Origin of the sequence: Pseudomonas sp. URMO17WK12:I6, from assembly GCF_003253625.1 — a bacterium.
In the GTDB taxonomy this organism is placed as follows: Bacteria; Pseudomonadota; Gammaproteobacteria; order Pseudomonadales; family Pseudomonadaceae; genus Aquipseudomonas.
The window spans coordinates 129,782-151,696 of record NZ_QKYZ01000007.1; the positions used below are offsets into that span (position 1 = coordinate 129,782).

Consider the following 21,915-nt stretch of genomic DNA (forward strand, 5'->3'; position numbering starts at 1 on the left):
TACACAAAACCCTGTAGGAGCTGTCGAAGGCTGCGATCTTTTGCTTTTAGCGGTTACGCAAACCTTCGAGCAACTTGTGCGTAGGGTACCCATCCGCCGGCCAGCCAAACGACTGCTGCGCGCTGCGGATTGCTTTACGGGTATTGGCGCCGATGATGCCGTCGGGGGTGCCGGCGTCATAGTTCCGGGCGCTCAGCAGGGTTTGCAGCTCGATTCGCTCGGTACGGCTCAGCGGCAAGTCATCTTTTGGCCATAGACCGTTGATCAGGCCACCGCCATTGAAACGCTCAGACAACAGGCTCACGCCCAAGGCGTAGGACGAAGAGTTGTTGTACTTGAGGATTGCGCGGAAGTTATCGAAGATCAGGAATGCCGGGCCGCGATAGCCTGCCGGCAGGAGCAGGGCGGCCGACAGGTGTTCGGAACCGGCCGGAACCTGGACACCATTGGGCAGGGTGACCCCCAGTTGCTGCCACTCGGCGACGCTTTTGCGAATCGCGCCATCGGCCAGGACGTAATTGAAGCTGCTCGGCAGTTGGACTTCGAAGCCCCACGGCTGGCCTTTCTGCCAGCCAGAGCTTTGCAGGTAGTGCGCGGTCGAGGCCAGTGCATCAGCGGCGCTGTTCCAGATGTCACGGCGGCCATCGCCGTCGAAGTCTACGGCGTGGGTGTTGTAGGTGGTCGGGATGAACTGGGTCTGGCCCATGGCGCCCGCCCAGGAGCCGAGCATTTTCTCGGGTTCAATATCGCCCTGTTGCAGGATTTGCAGGGCAGCGATCAGCTGCGCATGAGCAAAGCCTGGGCGTCGACCTTCATAGGCCAGGGTTGCCAGGGAGTTGATCACAGACTTGTTACCCTGGAACTGACCGAAGTTACTCTCCATGCCCCACACCGCGACCAATGCCTGACGGTCGACGCCATAGCGCTGTTCGATGCTTTGCAGGATATCGGCGTACTGGCTGACCAGTGCCTGACCTTTGCGTACCCGCAGCGGCGACAGCGCGCCATCGAGGTATTCCCACACCGGACGAGTAAATTCCGGTTGGCTGCGGTCGGCACGGATCACGCTGGCGTCCAAGCTGACATTGGCAAAGGCACGGTCGAACAGGTCGGCGCGAATGCCGGCGGCGAGGGCGTCTTTGCGAAAGCCCGCCTGCCATTCGGCAAAGGTCTGGGTGGGCTGGATGTCGAGATCCTCACCAGTCGGAACCACTGGCGGAACGACCGCAGGGGCCGTGGCAACGGCTTGGGTTTGAAGCGGCTGGGCGTCGGCGGCGGTGGGTTTTTCCGCGCAGGCGACAAGCAGAACGAGGCTGGAGGCAGCTATCAATTGGCGAAGGTGCCAACGACGGGAAAGACAAAGGGGCATGCACAGGTCCAGAGGATACGAATCAGGTGCAGACCTTAACATGTTGAGCGATGGCTTGCCTTTCAGGCTGCCAGAAAGTAAGAAGCCTCCCAGCTATTAGACTGGAAGGCTTCGCGGCGGTAGCTGCCTTTGCCCTTGCCGGCTCGTTCCTGACGGCTGCGGAACAGTGGCTGGGCGATGATGGATTTGGCCTTGTTGGGGCCATGCTTGGATGGCTTTTTACTCATGATGATCTCTCGCAAGTGAGTGGATTTTGCGGGACAAATCATCGGCCGAAGTTGGGGTTCTGTCTAGTCCCTGGGATATGTAGGAAATGATGACCTGTGGCGAGGGAGCTTGCTCCCGTTCGGCTGCGGAGCAGTCGTAAAACCGTTTCGGGGTCGCTTCGCAACCCGGCGGGAGCAAGCTCCCTCGCCACAGAGGTTGGTGCAGGCTGGAAAACAGGTTATTCGGCAGGCAACGACAATCTCTGCCCAGCCATCAACAACGTCAACCGGCTCAAACTCATCCAGGGTGAACCCGCCGCCTGGCCTTTGATCTGCGCGTCGATGCGCTGTGCTTCAAGCAGCAATTGCGCCCAGCGTTGTGCCGAGTAGCGTTGCAGTGCCTTGCTCATCAGTGGTTTGCGCTTGTCCCAGACCGGCGGTCGGGCCTGGCTGAAGGCTTTGTCCAGCGGCACGCCCTGGCTGTATTGCAGCGACAGGTTGGCCAGCAGGCGCAGTTCACGGGCAAGCGCCCAGAGAATCACCGGCGGTTCGACGCCTTCGCCGCGCAGTCCTTCGAGCATGCGCAGGGCATGAGCGGCTTCGCCGTTGAGGATCGCGTCGGTCAAGCCGAAGACGTCGAAGCGCGCGCTGTCGGCCACCGCCGCTTGCACGGTTTCGACGGTGATCTGACCACCTTCGGCCATCAGCTTGAGCTTTTCGATTTCCTGGGCGGCAGCCAGCAAGTTGCCTTCGACCCGAGCGGCGATCAGTTCGACGGCGTCCTGGCTGGCGGAAAGCCCGGCCTGGGACAGTCGTTGACGAATCCAGCTCGGCAACTGGTTGGTGTCCACGGGCCAGATTTGCACGAACTGGGTCTGCGGACCTTCGACCAGCGCCTTGCCCCACTTGGTTTTCTGCGCACTGCCATCAAGCTTGGGCAGGCTGATCAGCAGTAGCGTGTCTTCTGCCGGGCGCGAGCAGTACTCGATGAGCGCGGCGGCGCCTTTGTCACCAGGTTTGCCGGAGGGCAGGCGCAGTTCCAGAAGACGTTTTTCGGCGAACAGCGACATGCTTGCACCAGCCTGCAGCAGCGTACCCCAGTCGAAACTGGCGTCGGCGGCGAAGACCTGGCGTTCATCGAAACCTTGTTGGCGAGCAGCGGCGCGAATGGCGTCGGCGGCTTCCTGGCACAGCAGTGGGTCATCGCCACTGATGATGTAGACCGGCGCAAGAGCGCCTTGCAGGTGTTTACCGAGTTGGGCGGGGGCGAGTTTCATAAGAGGAGGCGAACGGGGCGCCTGAGCGCCCCGTAAGTCTTATTGCTGCGGCAGTTCGACAGGCGACTGACGCGGAGTCTCCGCTTCAGCTTTCTGCGCTGCTTCCAGCGCGGCGGCTTCAGCCTTGGCCCGGGCGTCGGCGGTCTGTTGCAGCTGCTCCAACTGAGTCGGAGTGAGCTGTTGCAGACGCAGCATCATGCGTTGAACCAGTTCACGACGAGTCTCGCGGCGGGCATCGTTGGCTTCCTGGTCGGAACCTACCAGGTTGTTGCCATCGTGGATGAACACCTTCTGCACTTCAAGCTTGTCGCTCAGCAGTGGCAGGCCACCTTGACCACGGATGTCGTAATTGAGCACGGTGTTCACCTGGTACTCGCCAGTACGGCCGGCACCGGCATAGCTGAGGATGCGCTGGCTTTCCTGCTCATCGGTCAGCACCAGTTTGTAAGGTGCGCCGCTGTAGACCCGGACGCCGCTGCTTTCCAGTACCTGACGCAATTGTGTCACGGTTTCGCCGTAGGCATTGCGGGCACTCAGGTCGAGTTCCTTGATCGCCAGTTCGGTGGTTTCGGTGCCACGCAGGTGGAAACCGCAGGCGCTCAGCAGGACTGCAAGGCCCATCACCAGCAAATTGCGTTTGATCATCTTGTTGCTCCCCTTGAAACCATGTGGGCCGGTCAAGCGGCCCGAAAGGTTTTACTCGGCGCCAGGCTCACCTGGCGCCCGATCCAATTTTTAGCTGGCGACGATATTGACCAGTTTCCCGGGCACTACGATCACTTTGCGAATAGTCAGGCCATCGACGAAGCGCAGGACGTTTTCGTTGGCCCGTGCGGCGGCTTCGACTTCTTCGCGGCTGGCGCTGGCTGGCATTTCGATGTGGCCGCGCAGCTTGCCATTCACTTGAATGACCAGTTGCAGGCTGTCCTGTACCAGGGCGCTTTCGTCCAGCACCGGCCAACCGGCGTCGATCACCGGGTCGGCGTGGCCCAGGCGATGCCACAGCTCGTGGCTGATGTGCGGGGTGATCGGGGCCAGCAGCAGAGTCACGGTTTCCAGGCCTTCGTGAATCAGCGCGCGATCCTGTTCGGTGCCTTGCGGGGCTTTTTCCAGCACGTTCATCAGCGTCATCACCTGGGCGATGGCGGTGTTGAATTTGTGATTCTGGCCGACGTCGTGGCTGGCCTGCTTGATGGCCTGGTGGATCGAACGGCGAATGGCTTTCTGCTCGTCGTTCAGGCTGGCGACATCCAGTTTTCCCGGCAGGCCCTGAGTGACGTGCGCTTGAGCCAGGCGCCAGACGCGCTTGAGGAAGCGGTGCGAACCTTCTACTCCGGAGTCGGACCATTCCGCGCTCATGTCAGGTGGCGAGGCGAACATCATGAACAGGCGGCAGGTGTCTGCGCCGAACTGGTCAATCATCGACTGTGGGTCGACGCCGTTGTTCTTCGACTTGGCCATCTTCTCGGTGCCGCCGATTTCCACCGGCAGACCGTCGGCGATCAGCTTGGCGCTAATGACCTTGGCCTTGCTGTCGCGTTCGAGTTCGACGTCCGCCGGGTTGAACCAGGTGTAGGCACCGTTGGCTTCGCGACGGTAGTAAGTCTCGGCGATCACCATGCCCTGGGTCAGCAGGTTCTTGAACGGCTCGTTGGAGCTCACCAGGCCTTCATCGCGCATCAGCTTGTGGAAGAAGCGCGCGTAGAGTAGGTGAAGAATCGCGTGTTCGATACCGCCGATGTACTGATCCACCGGCAACCAGTGGTCGGCCGCCGATTTTTCTACCAGGCCACCTTCAAAGTGCGGCGAGGCGTAACGGGCGTAGTACCACGAGGACTCGACGAAAGTGTCCATGGTGTCGGTTTCACGCTTGGCCGGTGCGCCGCATTTCGGGCAAGCGCACTCGTAGAACTCGGGCATGCGCGCCAGCGGCGAACCAGCGCCGTCCGGTACCACGTCTTCGGGCAACACCACGGGCAGTTGATCTTCCGGGACCGGTACATCACCGCAAGTACCGCAGTGGATGATCGGGATCGGGCAGCCCCAGTAGCGTTGACGGCTGATGCCCCAGTCGCGCAGGCGGAACTGGGTGCGCGAGGCGCCGAGGTTTTTCTTGATCAGTGCGACTTCGATAGCGTCGAAAGCGCCTGCGAAGTCGAGGCCGTCGAACTCGCCGGAGTTGATCAGCGTGCCGTACTCGCCGTAAGCGTCCTGCCACGGGGCAGGATTAGTGTCACCGGCACTTGTGCGCACCACCGATTTGATCGGCAGGTTGTACTTGTGGGCGAACTCGAAATCACGCTCGTCGTGCGCCGGAACTGCCATGACCGCGCCATCGCCGTAGTGCATCAGCACGTAGTTGGCGACCCATACCGGGAGTTTCTCACCGGTCAGCGGGTGCTCGACGAACAGCGAGGTCGGCAGGCCTTTTTTCTCTTGAGTGGCGACGTCGGCTTCAGCAACGCTGCCGCCCTTGCATTCAGCGATGAACGCTTGCAGTTCAGGGTTGTTCTGCGCCGCCAGGGCAGCCAGAGGGTGTTCGGCGGCCACGGCAACGTAGGTTGCGCCCATCAGGGTATCCGGACGGGTGGTGAAGACTTTCAACGCGCCGGCTTCACCGATGGAAGCGACGTCGTACGGGAACTGCACTTCCATGCCGCGGGATTTGCCGATCCAGTTGCGCTGCATGGTCTTGACCTGTTCAGGCCAGCCAGTCAGTTCGTCGAGGCTCTCCAGCAGCTCATCCGCGTAAGCGGTGATCTTGAAGTAGTACATCGGGATTTCGCGCTTTTCAATCAGCGCGCCGGAACGCCAGCCGCGACCGTCGATCACTTGCTCGTTGGCCAGAACAGTCTGGTCGACCGGGTCCCAGTTCACAGTGCCGCTTTTTTTGTAAATCACGCCTTTTTCGAACAGGCGAGTGAACAGCCATTGTTCCCAGCGGTAGTAATCGGGCTTGCAGGTGGTCACTTCGCGCGACCAGTCCACCGCCAGGCCCAGGCTGCGCAGCTGGCTTTTCATGTAGGCGATGTTTTCGTAGGTCCACTTGGCGGGCGCTACGTTGTTCTTCATCGCGGCGTTTTCCGCCGGCATGCCGAACGCGTCCCAACCCATGGGTTGCAGGACGTTCTTGCCTTGCATGCGCTGGTAGCGGGAGATCACGTCGCCGATGGTGTAGTTGCGCACGTGCCCCATGTGTAGCTTGCCGCTGGGGTAAGGGAACATCGACAGGCAGTAGAAAGTCTCCTTGCCTGGCTGTTCACTGACTTCAAAGGACTTTTGCTCGTCCCAGAACGACTGGGCGGCGGCTTCGATTTCACGGGGCTGATATTGTTCGTGCATGGCTACTTTTGAACTGAATAGGGGTGGCCTAATCCTCTTCAATGCAACGCTGGACGGTGATGACGCCAAATCGGCGTTTCGCTGCCCAGCCGAGCTGGAAGTGGAGTTACAGGAAGCGCCGTAGCATACATGACGGCACTCTACCGAGGGAAACCCTGATTACACGCAAGGGCGCGGCCAATTCCCACCCCAAGGGCCGTTGGTCGCGGCGCTCAGCCGGTTTTTTCAGCGAAGCTAAGCTCTAAAAGGGGAGTGAGTCTTATCTTCAATGAGGTGATGGATGGTTGATTCACAGCAAAAAGCTACAAAACCGGAGTTGTACGAAAGACTGATCGACCGTCTCGCAATGGCCCTGGACGCGGCCAAAACCGCTGGACGGCTTCGCGACGAGCGTCCCCTGGAGCTGGAACTGCGTGGTTTGACCCCCGCAGAGTTTGAGCTGGTCAAGGCCTATCTGGACCGCAGTGAACGTGAAACGCACGGATGCTTGTCAGCAGCAATGAAGCAACTCGAGGCACCACGTACGGCCAAGATCCTCTGGCTCAAGGATAAGACACCCGGCGGAGGCGCGGTAAAGGTCCGGTCTCTGCAGTTCAAGTAAGGACACTTGAAACCATCGCATATGGTTTTTTGAAATAAAGTCCTTCCGCATTTGTTGTCGCATTGCGTTAACCCACTTAGGCTTCGGGCATCTATGGAGATGCCCGATGCCTTTTCGTTATTTCATTAAACAACTTCTATTGCCGCCCGGCGTTCTTTTGCTGTTACTGGTACTCGCCTGGTGGTGGCGCCGCTCAAGGCCGAGGCTGGCGGGAGCGTGCTTCGTTATGGGGGTGGGCGGCTTCTGGTTGATGAGCCTGCCAGTCATGGTGGAGTGGACTGCCAAGGCTCTGGAGCGCGAGCCGCCGCTCGTGCGCGAGGAATGGGCCACCCTGGGCCAGCGCGCCGACGCGATCGTGGTGCTGGGTTCCGGGCGTGAGCGTGGCGACCTGGCCTGGGGTGTCGACCAGCCCACCGGCGTAGGGCTTGGGCGCGAGCGTTATGCCGCGCGTCTGGCCAAGGCTTCCGGCTTGCCGATTCTGGCCAGCGGCGGCCTGCATTACGGGACACCGCCGACTGAAGCGCAGCTGATGGCGGATTCGTTGCTCGATGATTTTGGCGTGACGGTACGCTGGCAGGAAGGGCGCAGCCGCACAACCTGGGAAAACGCGCAGTTCAGCGCCCAGGTATTGTTGCCGCAGGGGATCAAACGGGTGGTGGTCGTGACTCAGGCGTGGCATATGCCGCGGGCGGTGTGGAGCTTTGAGCAGGCCGGATTTGAGGTGGTGCCGGCGCCGGTGGGGTTTTTAGGCGTGGACAATGCGCGGCCGCTGGGTGGCTGGATGCCGGAATTCAAATCGATCTGGCAATCGGGGCAGTTGATGAATGAGCTCGTGGGGCAGGTCGGGTATTGGATGTTCTATCGAGGCGAGCCTGTTGAGGAGTGATCATTCCCACGCCAGTGCATGGGAATGATCCTGCCGGGTTAAACGGTCTTCGCCATCCGGTTGGCCATCAACGCCCAGCCAAACAACAGCACGCAAATGATGATCAACGGCCACGAACGCCATTGCAGATACGGCGTCAGGTTATGCATTGGCACCACTTCGCCGTACAGAATACCGCGTTCGAACTGCGGGATCCGGGCAGTGATCTGACCAAACGGGTTGATCAGGCCGGTCACGCCGTTGTTGGTGGCGCGGATCATCCAGCGGCCGGCCTCAAGGGCGCGCATCTGCGCCATCTGCAAGTGTTGCAATGGGCCGATCGAGGTGCCGAACCAGGTGTCGTTGCTGATGGTCAGCAGCAAATCGCTGCGGGCGGCGAGGCCTGCGGCGAATTCCGGGTAGACCACTTCGTAGCAGATGTACGGCGCAATCTGATAGCCCTTGGCCTGTAGCAGCGGTTGATCGGCCGGTCCACGGGCAAAGTCGGACATCGGCAGGTCGAAGAACGCGATCAGGCCGCGCAAGACTTCCTGCAACGGAACGTATTCACCGAATGGCACCAGTTTCTGCTTCAGGTAAGTGCCATCACCTTCACCGACAACGGTGATGCCGTTGAAGTAGCGCTTCTCGTGATGGACTTCCTGTCGAATCGGTACACCGGTAATCAGCGCGGACTTACGCTCTGCAGCGAAGCTGCCCATCATGTCCAGATAGCCCTCGACGGACTCCTTGAGTACCGGGACCGCCGTTTCCGGCCAGATCAGCAGGTCGACGGGTTTGGAGCTGAAACTCATGTCGCGGTACAGCGCCAACTGCGCGTTGATTTGCGACGGGTCCCATTTCATGCTTTGTTCGATGTTTCCCTGAATTGCCGCGACGCTCAGCGGCGCACCCGAAGGGCTGGTCCAGGCGTGTTCCTTGAGCGCCAGGCCGATCACCCACGGGCCGGCCAGCAGCAACACGCCAGCGGCAATAAAGCCCTTGCGAGCGGTGCGAATCAGGCGCGGTGCGTTATAGACCAGTGCGGCGGTCAGGGCCAGCGCGAAGGAAATCAGCCACATCCCGCCGACCGGCGCGAGCCCGGCCAATGGGCCGTCGAGCTGGCTGTAACCGGAATACAGCCACGGGAAACCGGTGAGGAACCAGCCGCGAAAGGCTTCCTGACCCACCCACAGCGCCGCAAACGCCAGGGCATCGGCCAGCGGCGCTTCGTTACGGCGCAGCCAGCGCGCCCAAATCCAGGCGGGCAAGGCGAAGAACCAGGCAATCGCTGCGGTGAAGAGCAGCATCAAGAACCCGGCCAGCAGTACAGATGCGCCGCCGAAGTTGTGAATGCTGTAGTAGATCCAGCTGGTTCCGCCGGCAAACAGGCCGAAACCGAAACACCAGCCACGGCCCAGGGCCTGACGGGGGCTCAGCTCGCGCAAGCCGGCGTAAAAGAAACCGACCGCCAGCAATGCCAGCGGCCAGATATCGAATGGCGCCAAGGCCAGGGTGGTGAGTGCACCGGCCGCCACGGCCAGCAGGTTACCGGGCCAGCCGGGGCGGGTCATCCAGCGCATTTCAATCCTTAGAGTTACCGAGCTATAGGTGTCAGACGCAGCAAATGAATCCGACGGCTGTCGGCGTTCAGGATGCGGAAGCGATAGGCGCCGATTTCGGTGATTTCGTTGCGTTTTGGCAAGTGCCCGAACGCGCTCATCACCAGACCGCCGACGGTGTCGAATTCGTCGTCGGAAAATTCGCTGTCAAAGAACTCGTTGAAGTTCTCGATCGGCGTCAGGGCCTTGATCAGGAAGTCACCGCTTGGCAGCGGCTTGATGTAGCTGTCTTCTTCGACGTCATGCTCGTCTTCGATGTCGCCGACGATTTGTTCGAGCACGTCTTCAATGGTCACCAGACCGGCCACGCCGCCGTATTCGTCAATGACGATGGCCATGTGGTTATGGTTGGCGCGGAATTCGCGCAGCAGCACGTTCAGTCGCTTGGACTCGGGCACGAAGGTGGCCGGGCGTAGCAGGTCCTTGATGTTGAAGCTGTCGCCGTTCTCCTTGAGGATCAACGGCAGCAAGTCCTTGGCCAGCAACACGCCCATCACGTCATCATGGCTTTCGCCGATCACCGGGTAGCGGGAGTGGGCCGAGTCGACCACGGCGGGCAGGAACTCGCGAGGTGTCTGGGTCGCCTTGATGCTGATCATCTGCGAGCGCGGGACCATGATGTCCCGTACTTGCAGGTCTGCAACCTGGATGGCGCCTTCGACGATGGCCAGCGCTTCGCTGTCCAGCAACTTGTTTTGGTGTGCATCGCGCAGCAGCTCCAGCAGCTCCTGGCGGTTTTTCGGCTCGTGGGCAAAAGCCTGGGTGAGCTTACCCAGCCAAGACTTCTGCCCGTTGCTCGATCGATCTTCGCTCATAGCGATTACTCTGAATCCTTTGTTGTAACGATAGGGGATGTGTCTGTTTCGTCGTCCGCATAAGGGTCCGGATGACCCAGTTCTGCAAGCAACGTTCGTTCCAGTGCTTCCATTTCTTCGGCTTCGTCGTCATCTATATGGTCGTAACCAAGCAGATGCAAGCAGCCGTGAATGACCAGATGCGCCCAATGGGCGTTGAGTGCCTTGCCTTGTTCGGCGGCTTCGCGCTCGACCACGGCCACGCAGATCACCAGATCGCCCAGTAACGGGATATCCAGCAACTCGTCCGGCACATCGGCAGGAAATGACAGCACGTTGGTGGCGTAATCCTTCTGCCGCCAGGTGTGATTCAGTTCGCGGCCTTCTTCTTCGTCGACCAGACGAATGGTCAGCTCGGAGTCGGCGGTGCGCTGGCGCAAGGCCAGTTCGCACCATTTCCGGAACTCGGCTTCACTCGGGGCAGGTGCGTCGCTGGCCAGTTGCAGATCAAGCTCAAGCATCGTGCGGGGTGTCCTTTGGCGCGGCATCGGCAGCGCGATTTTCGAAGCGCTCGTACGCCTCGACGATGCGTTGTACCAGCGGATGGCGCACCACGTCCTTGGGCTGGAAGTGGGTGAAGCTGATGCCCGGAACGTCCTTGAGCACTTCGATCACATGATGCAGCCCGGACTTGGTGCCGCGTGGCAGGTCGACCTGGGTGATGTCACCGGTGATGACCGCCGTGGAGCCAAAGCCGATCCGGGTCAGGAACATCTTCATCTGTTCGACGGTGGTGTTCTGGCTTTCGTCGAGGATGATGAAGCTGTTGTTCAGCGTGCGGCCGCGCATGTAGGCCAGTGGCGCGACTTCAATCACCTGACGCTCGATTAGCTTGGCGACATATTCGAAGCCGAGCATTTCGTAGAGCGCGTCGTAGAGCGGGCGCAGGTACGGGTCGATTTTTTGCGACAGGTCGCCGGGCAGGAAGCCGAGTTTTTCACCCGCTTCAACCGCCGGACGCACCAACAGGATGCGACGAATCTGCTCGCGTTCCAGTGCGTCTACCGCGCAGGCAACAGCCAGATAGGTCTTGCCGGTACCGGCTGGGCCGATGCCGAAGTTGATGTCGTTACCGAGGATTTCCTTCACGTAGCGCAGTTGATTCAAGCCGCGAGGGCGAATCATGCCTTTTTTGGTGCGCAAGGCGACGGACGGTTCGGCGGGGGAGTGGTTGTCCAGTTCCTCGACGGCCGATTCCTGCAGGAACAGGTGAACCATGTCCGGCGACAGCTCGGTACCCTTGGTTTCTCGGTACAAGCGACGCAGGAGGTTTTCCGCGGAGGTGGTGTGCTTGGGCTCGCCGATCAGTTCGAACTGGTTTCCGCGGTTGCGGATCTCGATGGTCAGGCGCTGTTCGATCAAGCGCAGATGCTCATCGAATTGCCCGCACAAATTGGCGAAGCGGCGAGCTTCAAAAGGCTCGAGGATGAAACGATGTGGTTCTATGGGTGCGTTCAAGGTCGTATTTAGCCGCCCTGGGGCAATATTGATGAAATAAAGGATAACGCCAGTCGCCTGGGTGCGAAAGCTCTTAAAGCAGTCTCACTGGATAACTGTGGCGAGGGAGCTTGCTCCCGCTGGAGTGCGAAGCGCTCCCAAATCATCCAGCCTCAATCTTTCAGGATGATCGAGGTGTCTGGTTTGCGGCTGCTTCGCAACCGAGCGGGAGCAAGCTCCCTCGCCACAAAGGCTCTATGGCCTGCTGTTATTGGATCAACGAGCCCCGCAGCGAGTGCGGTTGCGCGGCGTCGATGTGCACGTCGGCGAACTGGCCGATCAGGGTCGGATTGTCGCAGCGGAAGTTGACGATACGGTTATTCTCGGTGCGCCCCTGCAGTTCGCCAGGGTCTTTTTTCGAATAATCGGTAACCAGAATCCGCTGAATGGAGCCCACCATTTGTCGGCTGATCTCGAACCCTTGCTGGTTCAGGCGATGTTGCAGGGCATTCAGGCGTTCTTTTTTCAGTTCTTCCGGCGTTTCGTCGGCCAGGTCGGCGGCCGGGGTGCCCGGGCGCTGGCTGTAGACGAAAGAGTAGGAGAAGTCGAAACCGACGTCTTCGATCAGCTTCATGGTCTGTTCGAAGTCTTTTTCGGTCTCGCCCGGGAAGCCGACGATAAAGTCCGAACTGATGCAGATCCCCGGCACGGCGGCCCGCAGTTTGCGCAGTTTGGACTTGTACTCCAGCGCGGTGTGGTTGCGCTTCATCGCCGCGAGGATTCGGTCGGAGCCCGATTGCACCGGCAAGTGCAGGTGTTTCACCAGTTCCGGCACGTCGGCGTGGGCCTGGATCAGGCTGTCGGAGAACTCCAGCGGGTGCGAAGTGGTGTAGCGAATCCGGTCGATGCCATCGACGGCGGCGACCACCCGGATCAATTCCGCCAGGTCGGCCAGACGACCATCGTGAGTGGTCCCGCGATAGCCGTTGACGTTTTGCCCTAGCAGGGTCACTTCGCGCACGCCGTTTTCGGCCAGGTGGATGATCTCGGCAATCACATCGTCGAACGGCCGGCTGACTTCTTCACCGCGGGTATAAGGCACCACGCAGAAGGTGCAGTACTTGCTGCAGCCTTCCATGACCGACACGTAAGCGCTCGGCCCATCGATGCGCGGTTCGGGCAAGTGGTCGAATTTTTCGATTTCCGGGAACGAGACGTCGACTTGCGGCAGTTTGGTGGCGCGCGCGGCGTCGATCATTTCCGGCAGACGGTGCAGGGTCTGCGGGCCGAACACCACGTCGACATACGGAGCGCGATCACGGATGGCCGCGCCTTCCTGGCTGGCCACGCAACCGCCGACGGCGATGACCATTTCCGGATTGGCCAGTTTCAGTTCGCGCCAGCGGCCGAGCTGGGAATACACCCGGTCCTGGGCGCGCTCACGGATCGAGCAGGTATTGAGCAGGATCACGTCGGCGTCTTCAGCGCGGGCGGTGACTTCCAGGGCCTGATGTTCACCCAGCAGATCGACCATGCGCGAGCTGTCGTACTCGTTCATCTGGCAACCGTGGGTTTCGATGTAAAGCTTCTTGGCCATGGAAAGATTCATCACGTGATTCAAAGAACCGCGCATTATAGGGAACATGTCCCAAGGTTCCTACCGCTGCGCGTCCGGTGGCTATGCTATAGTTCGCGCCCTCATTTTTATCCCCGATGTGTTACCCGCCCACCATGACCAAACGTGAAGCTCCAATCTACAAGGTGATTTTCCTCAATCAGGGCCAGGTGTTCGAAATGTACGCCAAGCAGATCTATCAAAGTGATCTGTGGGGCTTCCTGGAAGTGGAAGAGTTCGTCTTTGGCGAGCGCACGCAAGTGGTCGTCGATCCGAGCGAAGAAAAGCTCAAGGCTCAGTTCGAAGGCGTTGTGCGCAGTTTTGTGCCGATGCATTCGATCGTGCGCATCGACGAGGTCGAACGCCTTGGCACGCCGAAAATCAGCGAAGCCCGCGGCGCGGTCGGTAATGTCATGCCGTTTCCGATGCCGATGCCTGAGAAGTAAGCAGTAGGTTTCTCTAAGGTGAGAATGGCTTTTTGTGGCGAGGGAGCTTGCTCCCGCCAGGGCGCGAAGCGGCCCCGAGATCTGCAATCACGATAAGTCTGGCACACCGCGTTCTTGGGTTTTACGACTGCTGCGCAGCCGAGCGGGGAGCAAGCTCCCTCGCCACAGGGGGGCGTGTTCAATTCAGGGAAGTGGCGAAAACGGCGTACGCCCGTCGGCGCTCTGCAATTCCATCAGGTATTTACGGAAAATTTGCCCCAGCACCTGGGTAGCAACTTCCAGGTCTTCGCGGGGCATTTTTTCGGCGACTTCGTCGGCGGTGTCCAGCGCGTCTTCGGCGCCGTTGACCGCAGCCATTTTCAGCACGATATACGCCTGAATGTTATTGGCCGGTACACCTTCGCCATGGAAGAACATGGTGCCGAGTTTGAATTGCGCCTGGGCATGACCTTGCAGCGAGGCCTTTTCGAAGTAGCTCAGGGCTTTATTGAGGTCGCGCGGTACGTTTTTGCCTTCGTAGTAGAACTCACCCAACTCGTATTGCGCTTGCGCATCCCCTTCATCCGACGCTTTCTGGCAGGCGGCGAGCGCTTGCGTCAGGTCTTGCGGCTGAGTATTGAGGGTGCAGCGACCCATCGCCGGGATCAACAACGAGTTGCCGCCTGCTTGTGCGAGCGCGAGCAGGGGCTGAAGGAGCAACAGGCAGCCCAATGCAAGGGTGCGGCCGGTGCGGTTCATGGGAATCGACTTACCTCTGAGGGGCGCGCGGACCCGTCGAGGGATCCAATAAGCGCGCATTATGAAATAAGCAGGGCCAACCTTACAAAGTCTTTACTCGTTTTTCTGCTGCGCGGGGACTATATCACCCACTTTGCGGGGGATTATTGGCAGCTGAGCAGGAAAAAGGGAGCGGATGTAGGTGAAAGCTGACGCTGGCAATCGCCAACGTCAGCGTCGCAGATTTACTTCAGTGCGGCGAAGGCACGTTCGGCGGCGTCCAGCGTCAGTTTCAACTCGGTTTCGCCGTGGGCGATCGAGGTGAAGCCGGCTTCGAAGGCGCTCGGCGCCAGGTACACGCCGCCTTCGAGCATCAGGTGGAAGAAGCGCCCGAACAGGTTCGCATCGCTGGCCATCACGTCATCGAAGGTGACGATGTCGTCGGCGCCGCTGAAGTACAGACCGAACATGCCGCCGGCCTGAGTGGTCACGAAGGGAATGCCGGCGGCATCGGCGCGCTGTTGCAGGCCATCGAGCAGGCGGCTGGTGTAGTCGCTCAGTTCGGCGTGGAAACCCGGACGACTGATCAGACGCAGCGTGGTCAGGCCAGCCGCCATCGCCAGCGGGTTACCCGACAACGTACCGGCCTGGTAGACCGGGCCCAGTGGCGCGATGTGTTCCATGATTTTGCGTTTGCCGCCGAAGCAGCCCACGGGCATGCCGCCACCGATGATCTTGCCGAAGGTGCTCAGGTCCGGTGTTACGCCGTAATAGGCTTGGGCACCGCCGAGGGCGACACGGAAACCGGTCATCACTTCGTCGAAAATCAGCACCACGCCGTGCTTGTCGCACAGGGTCCGCAGGCCTTCGAGGAAACCCGGTGCCGGCGGTACGCAGTTCATGTTGCCGGCCACCGGTTCGACGATGATGCAGGCCACGTCCTGGCCGACTTCGGCGAGCATGGCTTCTACTGCGTCGATGTCGTTGAACGGCAGGGTCAGGGTGTGTTTGGCGAACGCCGCCGGTACACCGGCCGAGCTCGGTACGCCTTGGGTCAGGGCGCCGGAACCGGCCTTGACCAGCAGGCTGTCGGAGTGACCGTGGTAGCAGCCTTCGAATTTGATGATGCTGTCGCGACCGGTGAAACCACGGGCCAGACGGATCGCACTCATGGTCGCTTCGGTGCCGGAGCTGACCATGCGCACCATTTCCATCGACGGCACGATCGAGCAGACCAGGTCGGCCATCTCGGTTTCCATCGCGGTCGGGGCGCCGTAGGACAAGCCGTGCTCAAGCTGTTTGCGCACCGCATCCAGCACGTCCGGGTGGCTGTGGCCGAGAATCATCGGGCCCCAGGAACCGACGTAATCCACATAGCGCTTGTCGTCTTCGTCGGTGACGTAGGCGCCTTCGGCGTGTTTGAAGAACAACGGTGTGCCGCCAACGCTCTTGAACGCACGAACAGGCGAGTTCACGCCTCCGGGGATGTGTTTCTGGGCATTGGCAAACAGGGTTTCGGAACGAGACATTATTTGGCTCTCAAAATCAGGATTTGAACAATTCGTTAAAGGCGCGGGCGCGACGCGTCACTTCAGCCGTGCTCTCGGCGCCGAACAGGCCATGCACCACCGCCAGCAGATCGACGCCGTGGGCCACCAGCGGGGCAGCGTTGTCCAGGGTGATGCCGCCGATCGCACAGATCGGCAGGTGCAGCTTGCTGCGGGCCTGGTCGAGCAGGTCGAGGCTGCACGCGGGTGCGCCGGGCTTGGTGTTGGAATTGAAGAAGCGGCCGAAGGCGACGTAACTGGCGCCTTCCTTGGCGGCTTGTTCGGCGAGTTCGAGTTGCGCGTGGCAGGTCGAGCCGATGATCGCCTGGCGCCCGAGCAGTGCTCGCACCGGCATCAGTGGGCCATCAGTCTGGCCCAGGTGCACGCCGACATTCAGTCGCGCGGCCAGTTCGGCGTCGTCATTGATGATCAGCTGGGTCTTGTAGCGGTCGCACAGATCACGCAGGGCTTCGGCCTCGCGCAGGCGGCGGGCCTCGTCGCTGCTTTTGTCGCGGTATTGCAGCAGGGTGACGCCGCCTTCGAGCGCCGCCTCCACGTACGAAAGAAATTTACCGGCCAGTAGCTGGCTGTCGGTAATGGCGTACAGGCCACGTAGTTTCATCGGACAAGCCTCTGCGCTTTACGCATCGAAAGTTACGAACAGAAATCCAGCGGCAGGCGGCGGGGCACGAACTGGCCTTTGCCCAGCTGTTCCGCATCTCGCAGGGTGCGCCAAGTGTAGTCAAGCGCGCTCTGTACGGCACTGGCGAGGTGTTCACCCTGGGCCAGGCGACCGGCGAGGGCGCTGGCCAGCGTGCAACCGGAACCGTGATAACTGCCGGGCAGGCGCTGGCAGGTAAAGGTTTCGCGGCGACCGTCGCGGCTGTACAGGCGGTTGTGGATTTCGTGTTCGTCGCCATGGCCGCCGGTGATCAGCAGGTGTTTGACGAATGGCAGGAGTTTTTCCGCGCACTCGTCGGCGGTGCCTTCGGGCAGTTCGGCGAGGATGCGGGCTTCGGGAAGGTTAGGGGTGGCGATGATCGACAACGGCAGCAAGCGTTCGCGCATGGCGTAGCCGACTTCGTCCTTGCCCAGTCGTCCGCCACCGCCGGCACGCAGCACCGGGTCGCAGACCACTGGCAAATGCGGGTGCGCTGAAAGCAGTTCGACCACGGTGTCGACCATTTCCAGGGAACCGAGCATGCCCAGTTTGACGGCGGCGACTTCGGAGTCGTTGAGCACGGCATTGGCCTGGGCCAGTACCCACTCGCGATCGAGCACGCGGAAGTCAGTGACGTTGACTGTGTCTTGCACGGTCAGGGCGGTGACGGCCGGAGCCGCATGGCAACCCTGGGCAAGCAGGGCTTCGATATCTGCCTGCAAGCCGGCGCCACCACTAGGGTCGTGGCCGGAGAGACAGAGGACAACGGGGCGAGAGCTGTAGATATTCATGGTGCGCGAGCTTACCACCAAACATGTTTTTTCGGGTGTTGCGACGTCCAGTCCGGCCGATACATTGTGGGCGAGGGGGCTTGCCCCCGTTGGGGTGCGAAGCGCCCCCTTTGCCTTCTGTCTGGAACACCGCGTCGGCAGATTTACGACTGCTTCGCAGTCGAACGGGGGCAAGCCCCCTCGCCACAGGTGTTCATCACTCGCCGGGACATTGTCACATCCTGATCAAGCCAACAGCTCTAGCTCAATACATAGCGCTGGAACGCCCGTGCTAGAGCCTTTTTAGGAAAAAATTCAATGGTGTTCAATGGCCACTAACGGCTATGCTAGAGTGGATCCAAACCAATAACAGGTAATACCGGTTTTACGTCTACTCAAAAGGAATGGGGGGCTTCCTGACAGAACCGGACAGGCCACGCTGGGGCTTAAATGCGCTATTTGCTGATGTTGCTGTTGTGCTTGCCCCTCCTGGCGAGCGCCGTCGAGTTCGACGAGTTCACCCAGAGCCTTCCCCTGGGCCGAACGATGCAGGTTTATGAAGACCCGGGCGGTCAAGCGACCATTGCCGATGTCCGTGCGCAAGCCGCGGCCGGGCACTTCAAACCCCACGATAAAGCCACCCTCAACGCCGGCTATTCGCGTTCGGCGTTCTGGCTGAAAATCGACCTGCAATACCGTCCGACCAATCCGTCGGCGCAACGGACCTGGCTGCTGGAATTGGCCTATCCACCCCTCGATCACCTTGATCTGTACTTGCCCGATGCTGGCGGCGACTATCAATTGGTCCGACAGACGGGCGATGCGTTGCCGTTCGCCACTCGCGAAATTCGTCAGAACAACTATCTGTTCGGTCTGAGCTTTGCGCCCGGGCAGGCGCAAACCGTGTACCTGCGTCTGCAAAGCGAAGGCTCGATCCAGGCGCCCGTCACCTTGTGGTCGAGCACTGCTTACCTTGAAGAGCAGCCGGTGCGGCTTTATGTGCTGGGGCTGATTTACGGCGTGTTGCTGGGGATGCTGGTCTACAACCTGTTCATCTTCCTCAGTGTGCGCGATACCAGTTACCTCTATTACATCGTCTACATCGCCTCGTTCGGCTTGTATCAGCTGTCGGTGAACGGCGCGGCCGTGGAGTATTTCTGGCCGAACAATCCGTGGTGGGCCAATGCCGCGACGCCGTTCTTCATCGGCTGTTCAGGGTTGTTCGGCAGCCAGTTCGCCCGCAGCTTCCTGCGGACGGCCACCCACAGCCGCTGGCTGGACCGTGTGCTATTGGCGCTGATCGCGTTCAGTACGCTGGTGGTCGGGTTATCTCTGATGACCAGTTACGCCCTGGCCCTGCGTCTGGCGACGGCGTTGGCACTGGTCTTTACCGTAGTGATTTTCGCTGCCGGGGTTTTCGCCTGGTGGCGTGGCTTGAGGGTGGCGCGCTACTTCATCATTGCCTGGTCGGCATTTTTGCTCGGTGGCGTCGTCAACACGATGATGGTGTTGGGGTATTTGCCCAACGTGTTCCTCACCATGTACGCCAGCCAGATCGGCTCGGCGCTTGAAGTGGCGTTGCTGTCCCTGGCCCTGGCTGATCGTATCAACGCCATGCGCGAGCATCAGGCACAGACGTTGTTCGACGCCGGCCAGAAGCTTGAGGTGCTGAACCAGCAACTGGCTCACAGCAATAGGCTCAAGGACGAATTCCTCGCCACGTTGACCCACGAACTGCGCACGCCCATGAACGGTGTGATCGGTTCGCTGGAGCTGATGCAGACCGTCGAGATGAACCCAGAGCTGGAGCAGTATCAGCAAACTGCGGCAGGTTCGGCGCGGGACATGATGCGCATGGTCAACGGCATCCTCACCCTGACCGAATTGCAGGCCGGCAAGCTCAAGGTCTATCCGGACACGTTCAGCTTGCGCAGTATGGTCGAGTCTTTGCGCGGGCAGTTCGATGGCAATGCGTCGAGCAAGTCGCTGGACTTCAAGGTCGAGGTAGCACCCGGGTTGCCGGATCGTTTGTTCGGCGACAGCGGCAAGCTGGCGCAATGCCTGGAATGCTTGCTGGACAACGCAATCAAATTCACCCGAGTCGGTGGTCTGGCGCTGCGGGTGACGGGTAAACCGGCGGCGGAGCCCGGTCGGCTGGCGCTGTCTTTTGCGGTGATCGACACCGGCATCGGTTTTACCGATCTGGGGGAGGCGACGCTGTACCAGCGCTTCTTCCAGCTCGACGGCTCGATGACCCGTGAATATGGCGGTCTTGGCGTTGGCCTGGCGATCTGTCGGCAGTTGGTCGAATTGCTCGGGGGGCGCCTGAGCCACCGTTCCGAACCAGGCCGTGGAAGCCGCTTCCAGCTGGACGTCGAATTCGAGCTGTCGTTGGTGGAGCCTGCTCCCTCGATCACCCGGCAGACCACCGGCCTGCGCTTGCCCCAGGAGTGCACGGTATTGCTGGTCGATGACAACAGCATCAATCAATTGGTGATGCGCGGCATGTTGCTCAAGCTCGGGTTCCGGGTACGCACCGCTGACAATGGCCTTGCTGCGCTCGATCAATTGCAATGTGAAGCCGTTGACGCTGTATTGCTCGATTGCCAGTTGCCGCCAGCGGACAGCGCCTCCATCTGCCGCCGGATCCGTGCGTTGCCGGGTTGCGCCGAATTACCCGTGTTCATGATTGCCCTGAGTGCGGACCGAGTGCACTGCCCGAGCGACACCGTGGTCGACTACCTGAACAAACCGGTGAAATTCGAGGACTTGCAGGCCGCGCTCTATCGACGGGTGCTCTGTTCTGGACAAGGCGAAAGCGCCGACATTTAGGCAGATATGCCACTTTGTTCGGCCTCGGGGCGGTGCTTAACTGAAGCCCTTGGCTGACCAAAGGAGCCCCGTCATGAACCTGCATCAGTTCGCCGAAACCCACGAAGTCACCAACCAGCCCCCGTCGCTGGATGGCATCAACCTCTATCGCATCGACCTGCCTTTGCAGGAATGGTCGCGACGGTTCGATGCCGGTTGGGCCGAGTCGCGGATCGATGCTTACGGCGCATTGGCCGGCGGGCCGCTGATGGAGGCCGGGTTTGCGGCCAATCAAAACAAACCCGTGTTCGTCAGCCATGACCGTTACGGCCATCGCATCGACCTGGTGGAGTTTCACCCGGCTTATCACCAGTTGATGCACACGGCGGTGGAGCATGGCCTGACAGGGTTGCCCTGGACCGATCCGCAACCGGGCGCTCATGTGGCTCGCGCGTCCATGACGTATTTGCACAGTCAGGCAGAGGCCGGTAGCGGTTGCCCGTTGACCATGACTTTCGCCAGCGTCCCGGCGATGCGCCTGCAGCCGGATCTGGCCCGGCAATGGCTGCCGAAAATCCTCGCCACCGAGTACGACCCGCGCAATGTCGGCATGGCCCATAAGGCCGGAGTCACCATCGGCATGGCGATGACCGAGAAACAGGGCGGCACCGATGTGTGGGCCAACACCACCAAGGCGTTTCCGGTGGGGGGCGGTGGGCCGGGCCAGGCGTATGAACTGGTGGGCCACAAGTGGTTCTGCTCGGCGCCAATGTGTGACGCCTTCCTGACCCTGGCCCAGACCGACAAAGGGCTGACCTGTTTCCTGCTGCCGCGTCATCGTCCGGATGACACGCGCAATCAGTTCTACATACAGCGGCTGAAAAACAAACTCGGCAACTGGTCCAACGCCTCCAGCGAGGTGGAGTTCCGTGGCGCCCTGGCCTGGATGGTCGGCGAAGAGGGCCGGGGCGTTCCGACCATTATCGAAATGGTCGCCATGACCCGTTTCGATTGTATGGTCGGCTCCAGCGCGCTGATGCGCCAGGCCCTGACCCAGGCCAGCCATCACTGCGCCCACCGCAAGGTCGGTGGCAAGTTGCTCAGCGAACAACCCTTGATGCAAAACGTGCTGGCCGACCTGGCCCTGGAAAGCGAAGCCGCCCTGGCGTTGAGCCTGCGCATGGGGCGAGCGCTGGATCATCTGGATGACGACCACGAAGCGAAATTCGCTCGATTGGTGACGGCAGTGGGCAAGTACTGGATCTGCAAACGCGCGCCCGCGATGATCAACGAAGCGGCCGAATGCATGGGCGGCGCCGGTTACGTCGAAGAAAGCATCTTGCCGCGACTGTACCGTGAGGCACCGGTCAACTCGACGTGGGAAGGCTCCGGCAACGTGCAATGTCTCGACGTGTTGCGCGCGTTGTCGAAAGAACCGGGCGTGCTCGATGTGCTGTTCAACGAGTTGGGCGATGGCCATGGCGACAAACGCCTGGCCACACACATCGGCCAGTTGCAGAAGGCGTTCAAGGACACCGACGACATTCAATACCGCGCCCGCCAGCTCACCGAAGACATCGCCTTGGGGCTTCAGGCCAGGCTGTTGCTGGAGGCGGGTAATGCGGCGGTCAGTGATGCGTTCATCGCCAGCCGCCTCGGTTCGGCCGGTCGGGTGTATGGAACGTTGCCGCGAGGGCTGGATGTGGAAGCGATTGTGGCCCGCTCGACACCGCAGGGCTTCTGAAGGGCGAAAAGATCGCAGCCTTCGGCAGGTG

Annotated in this window: 19 protein-coding genes; 5 read left to right on the forward strand and 14 right to left on the reverse strand. The window is 60.6% G+C overall.

Annotated features, from left to right (window positions below):
• Positions 1-46: 46 nt before the first annotated feature.
• The 5 genes from F475_RS14805 to leuS all read right to left on the reverse strand — a co-directional run bounded on the left by F475_RS14805 (position 47) and on the right by leuS (position 6,194).
• Positions 47-1,369 carry a lytic murein transglycosylase gene (locus F475_RS14805; protein WP_019650890.1) on the reverse strand — a complete coding sequence of 441 codons (1,323 nt, stop codon included), beginning with the start codon at positions 1,367-1,369 and terminating at the stop codon, positions 47-49.
• Between the two features lie 62 nt (positions 1,370-1,431).
• Positions 1,432-1,596 (reverse strand): alternative ribosome rescue factor ArfA, encoded by a 165-nt coding sequence (arfA, locus tag F475_RS14810; RefSeq protein WP_003176285.1) that lies wholly within the window; start codon positions 1,594-1,596, stop codon positions 1,432-1,434.
• Between the two features lie 218 nt (positions 1,597-1,814).
• Entirely contained in the window at positions 1,815-2,852 is a 1,038-nt protein-coding gene (gene holA / locus F475_RS14820) for a DNA polymerase III subunit delta (protein WP_007937416.1), read from the reverse strand.
• Between the two features lie 39 nt (positions 2,853-2,891).
• Entirely contained in the window at positions 2,892-3,497 is a 606-nt protein-coding gene (gene lptE, locus F475_RS14825; RefSeq protein WP_064620598.1) for an LPS assembly lipoprotein LptE, read from the reverse strand.
• Between the two features lie 90 nt (positions 3,498-3,587).
• Positions 3,588-6,194, reverse strand: a complete 2,607-nt coding sequence (leuS, locus tag F475_RS14830) for a leucine--tRNA ligase (protein ID WP_018925761.1) — start codon at positions 6,192-6,194, stop codon at positions 3,588-3,590.
• 280 nt (positions 6,195-6,474) lie between these two features.
• Between leuS and F475_RS14835 the strand changes: the two genes are divergently transcribed.
• Positions 6,475-6,795 carry a hypothetical protein gene (locus F475_RS14835; RefSeq protein ID WP_019650894.1) on the forward strand — a complete coding sequence of 107 codons (321 nt, stop codon included), beginning with the start codon at positions 6,475-6,477 and terminating at the stop codon, positions 6,793-6,795.
• Positions 6,796-6,901: 106 nt separating this feature from the next.
• A complete protein-coding gene (locus F475_RS14840; protein WP_026286383.1) occupies positions 6,902-7,681 on the forward strand; it encodes a YdcF family protein in 780 nt (259 codons plus the stop codon).
• A 38-nt stretch (positions 7,682-7,719) separates the two neighbouring features.
• Here the strand turns inward: F475_RS14840 and lnt are convergent, their stop codons facing one another.
• The 5 genes from lnt to miaB form a co-directional block, all read right to left on the reverse strand.
• On the reverse strand, positions 7,720-9,243 hold the full coding sequence (gene lnt, locus F475_RS14845; protein ID WP_064620595.1) for an apolipoprotein N-acyltransferase: 1,524 nt from the start codon (positions 9,241-9,243) through the stop codon (positions 7,720-7,722).
• A 14-nt stretch (positions 9,244-9,257) separates the two neighbouring features.
• Entirely contained in the window at positions 9,258-10,097 is an 840-nt protein-coding gene (locus tag F475_RS14850; protein WP_007909641.1) for an HlyC/CorC family transporter, read from the reverse strand.
• A gap of 5 nt (positions 10,098-10,102) precedes the next feature.
• The gene (gene ybeY, locus F475_RS14855) at positions 10,103-10,597 is read right to left on the reverse strand and encodes an rRNA maturation RNase YbeY (protein ID WP_018925765.1); all 495 of its coding nucleotides are present in this window, start codon (positions 10,595-10,597) and stop codon (positions 10,103-10,105) included.
• The gene (locus tag F475_RS14860) at positions 10,590-11,594 is read right to left on the reverse strand and encodes a PhoH family protein (protein WP_019020889.1); all 1,005 of its coding nucleotides are present in this window, start codon (positions 11,592-11,594) and stop codon (positions 10,590-10,592) included. The genes ybeY and F475_RS14860 overlap by 8 nt, the downstream gene beginning before the upstream one ends.
• A gap of 247 nt (positions 11,595-11,841) precedes the next feature.
• Positions 11,842-13,170 (reverse strand): tRNA (N6-isopentenyl adenosine(37)-C2)-methylthiotransferase MiaB, encoded by a 1,329-nt coding sequence (gene miaB / locus F475_RS14865; protein WP_018925767.1) that lies wholly within the window; start codon positions 13,168-13,170, stop codon positions 11,842-11,844.
• 134 nt (positions 13,171-13,304) lie between these two features.
• On the opposite strand from miaB, the gene F475_RS14870 reads away from it, so the two are divergent.
• Entirely contained in the window at positions 13,305-13,634 is a 330-nt protein-coding gene (locus F475_RS14870) for a DUF1820 family protein (protein ID WP_003185742.1), read from the forward strand.
• A gap of 183 nt (positions 13,635-13,817) precedes the next feature.
• On the opposite strand, the gene F475_RS14875 is transcribed toward F475_RS14870, so the two are convergent.
• From F475_RS14875 to F475_RS14890, 4 genes are all read right to left on the reverse strand, one after another.
• Positions 13,818-14,372 carry a tetratricopeptide repeat protein gene (locus tag F475_RS14875; RefSeq protein WP_018925768.1) on the reverse strand — a complete coding sequence of 185 codons (555 nt, stop codon included), beginning with the start codon at positions 14,370-14,372 and terminating at the stop codon, positions 13,818-13,820.
• 224 nt (positions 14,373-14,596) lie between these two features.
• Entirely contained in the window at positions 14,597-15,880 is a 1,284-nt protein-coding gene (hemL, locus tag F475_RS14880; RefSeq protein WP_018925769.1) for a glutamate-1-semialdehyde 2,1-aminomutase, read from the reverse strand.
• Between the two features lie 16 nt (positions 15,881-15,896).
• The gene (thiE, locus tag F475_RS14885; protein WP_019581335.1) at positions 15,897-16,520 is read right to left on the reverse strand and encodes a thiamine phosphate synthase; all 624 of its coding nucleotides are present in this window, start codon (positions 16,518-16,520) and stop codon (positions 15,897-15,899) included.
• 32 nt (positions 16,521-16,552) lie between these two features.
• On the reverse strand, positions 16,553-17,350 hold the full coding sequence (locus tag F475_RS14890) for a hydroxymethylpyrimidine/phosphomethylpyrimidine kinase (protein ID WP_019581334.1): 798 nt from the start codon (positions 17,348-17,350) through the stop codon (positions 16,553-16,555).
• A 429-nt stretch (positions 17,351-17,779) separates the two neighbouring features.
• Here F475_RS14890 and F475_RS14895 point away from each other — a divergent pair, with 429 nt between their 5' ends.
• Together F475_RS14895 and F475_RS14900 are read left to right on the forward strand one after the other, a co-directional pair.
• Entirely contained in the window at positions 17,780-20,161 is a 2,382-nt protein-coding gene (locus F475_RS14895) for a hybrid sensor histidine kinase/response regulator (protein ID WP_111454208.1), read from the forward strand.
• A gap of 73 nt (positions 20,162-20,234) precedes the next feature.
• Positions 20,235-21,884: an acyl-CoA dehydrogenase family protein gene (locus tag F475_RS14900; protein ID WP_111454209.1), complete on the forward strand. Its 1,650-nt coding sequence runs from the start codon at positions 20,235-20,237 to the stop codon at positions 21,882-21,884.
• Positions 21,885-21,915: the final 31 nt, after the last annotated feature.

Excerpts from the sequence above, each read along its gene's own strand:
- F475_RS14840 (WP_026286383.1), top strand. The coding sequence starts at position 6,902 with ATGCCTTTTCGTTATTTCATTAAACAACTTCTATTGCCGCCCGGCGTT.
- leuS (WP_018925761.1), bottom strand. The coding sequence starts at position 6,194 with ATGCACGAACAATATCAGCCCCGTGAAATCGAAGCCGCCGCCCAGTCG.
- arfA (WP_003176285.1), bottom strand. The coding sequence starts at position 1,596 with ATGAGTAAAAAGCCATCCAAGCATGGCCCCAACAAGGCCAAATCCATC.
- lptE (WP_064620598.1), bottom strand. The coding sequence starts at position 3,497 with ATGATCAAACGCAATTTGCTGGTGATGGGCCTTGCAGTCCTGCTGAGC.
- F475_RS14850 (WP_007909641.1), bottom strand. The coding sequence starts at position 10,097 with ATGAGCGAAGATCGATCGAGCAACGGGCAGAAGTCTTGGCTGGGTAAG.
- F475_RS14875 (WP_018925768.1), bottom strand. The coding sequence starts at position 14,372 with ATGAACCGCACCGGCCGCACCCTTGCATTGGGCTGCCTGTTGCTCCTT.
- lnt (WP_064620595.1), bottom strand. The coding sequence starts at position 9,243 with ATGCGCTGGATGACCCGCCCCGGCTGGCCCGGTAACCTGCTGGCCGTG.
- F475_RS14900 (WP_111454209.1), top strand. The coding sequence starts at position 20,235 with ATGAACCTGCATCAGTTCGCCGAAACCCACGAAGTCACCAACCAGCCC.
- miaB (WP_018925767.1), bottom strand. The coding sequence starts at position 13,170 with ATGGCCAAGAAGCTTTACATCGAAACCCACGGTTGCCAGATGAACGAG.
- F475_RS14895 (WP_111454208.1), top strand. The coding sequence starts at position 17,780 with ATGCGCTATTTGCTGATGTTGCTGTTGTGCTTGCCCCTCCTGGCGAGC.
- hemL (WP_018925769.1), bottom strand. The coding sequence starts at position 15,880 with ATGTCTCGTTCCGAAACCCTGTTTGCCAATGCCCAGAAACACATCCCC.
- ybeY (WP_018925765.1), bottom strand. The coding sequence starts at position 10,597 with ATGCTTGAGCTTGATCTGCAACTGGCCAGCGACGCACCTGCCCCGAGT.
- F475_RS14890 (WP_019581334.1), bottom strand. The coding sequence starts at position 17,350 with ATGAATATCTACAGCTCTCGCCCCGTTGTCCTCTGTCTCTCCGGCCAC.
- thiE (WP_019581335.1), bottom strand. The coding sequence starts at position 16,520 with ATGAAACTACGTGGCCTGTACGCCATTACCGACAGCCAGCTACTGGCC.
- F475_RS14870 (WP_003185742.1), top strand. The coding sequence starts at position 13,305 with ATGACCAAACGTGAAGCTCCAATCTACAAGGTGATTTTCCTCAATCAG.
- holA (WP_007937416.1), bottom strand. The coding sequence starts at position 2,852 with ATGAAACTCGCCCCCGCCCAACTCGGTAAACACCTGCAAGGCGCTCTT.
- F475_RS14805 (WP_019650890.1), bottom strand. The coding sequence starts at position 1,369 with ATGCCCCTTTGTCTTTCCCGTCGTTGGCACCTTCGCCAATTGATAGCT.
- F475_RS14835 (WP_019650894.1), top strand. The coding sequence starts at position 6,475 with ATGGTTGATTCACAGCAAAAAGCTACAAAACCGGAGTTGTACGAAAGA.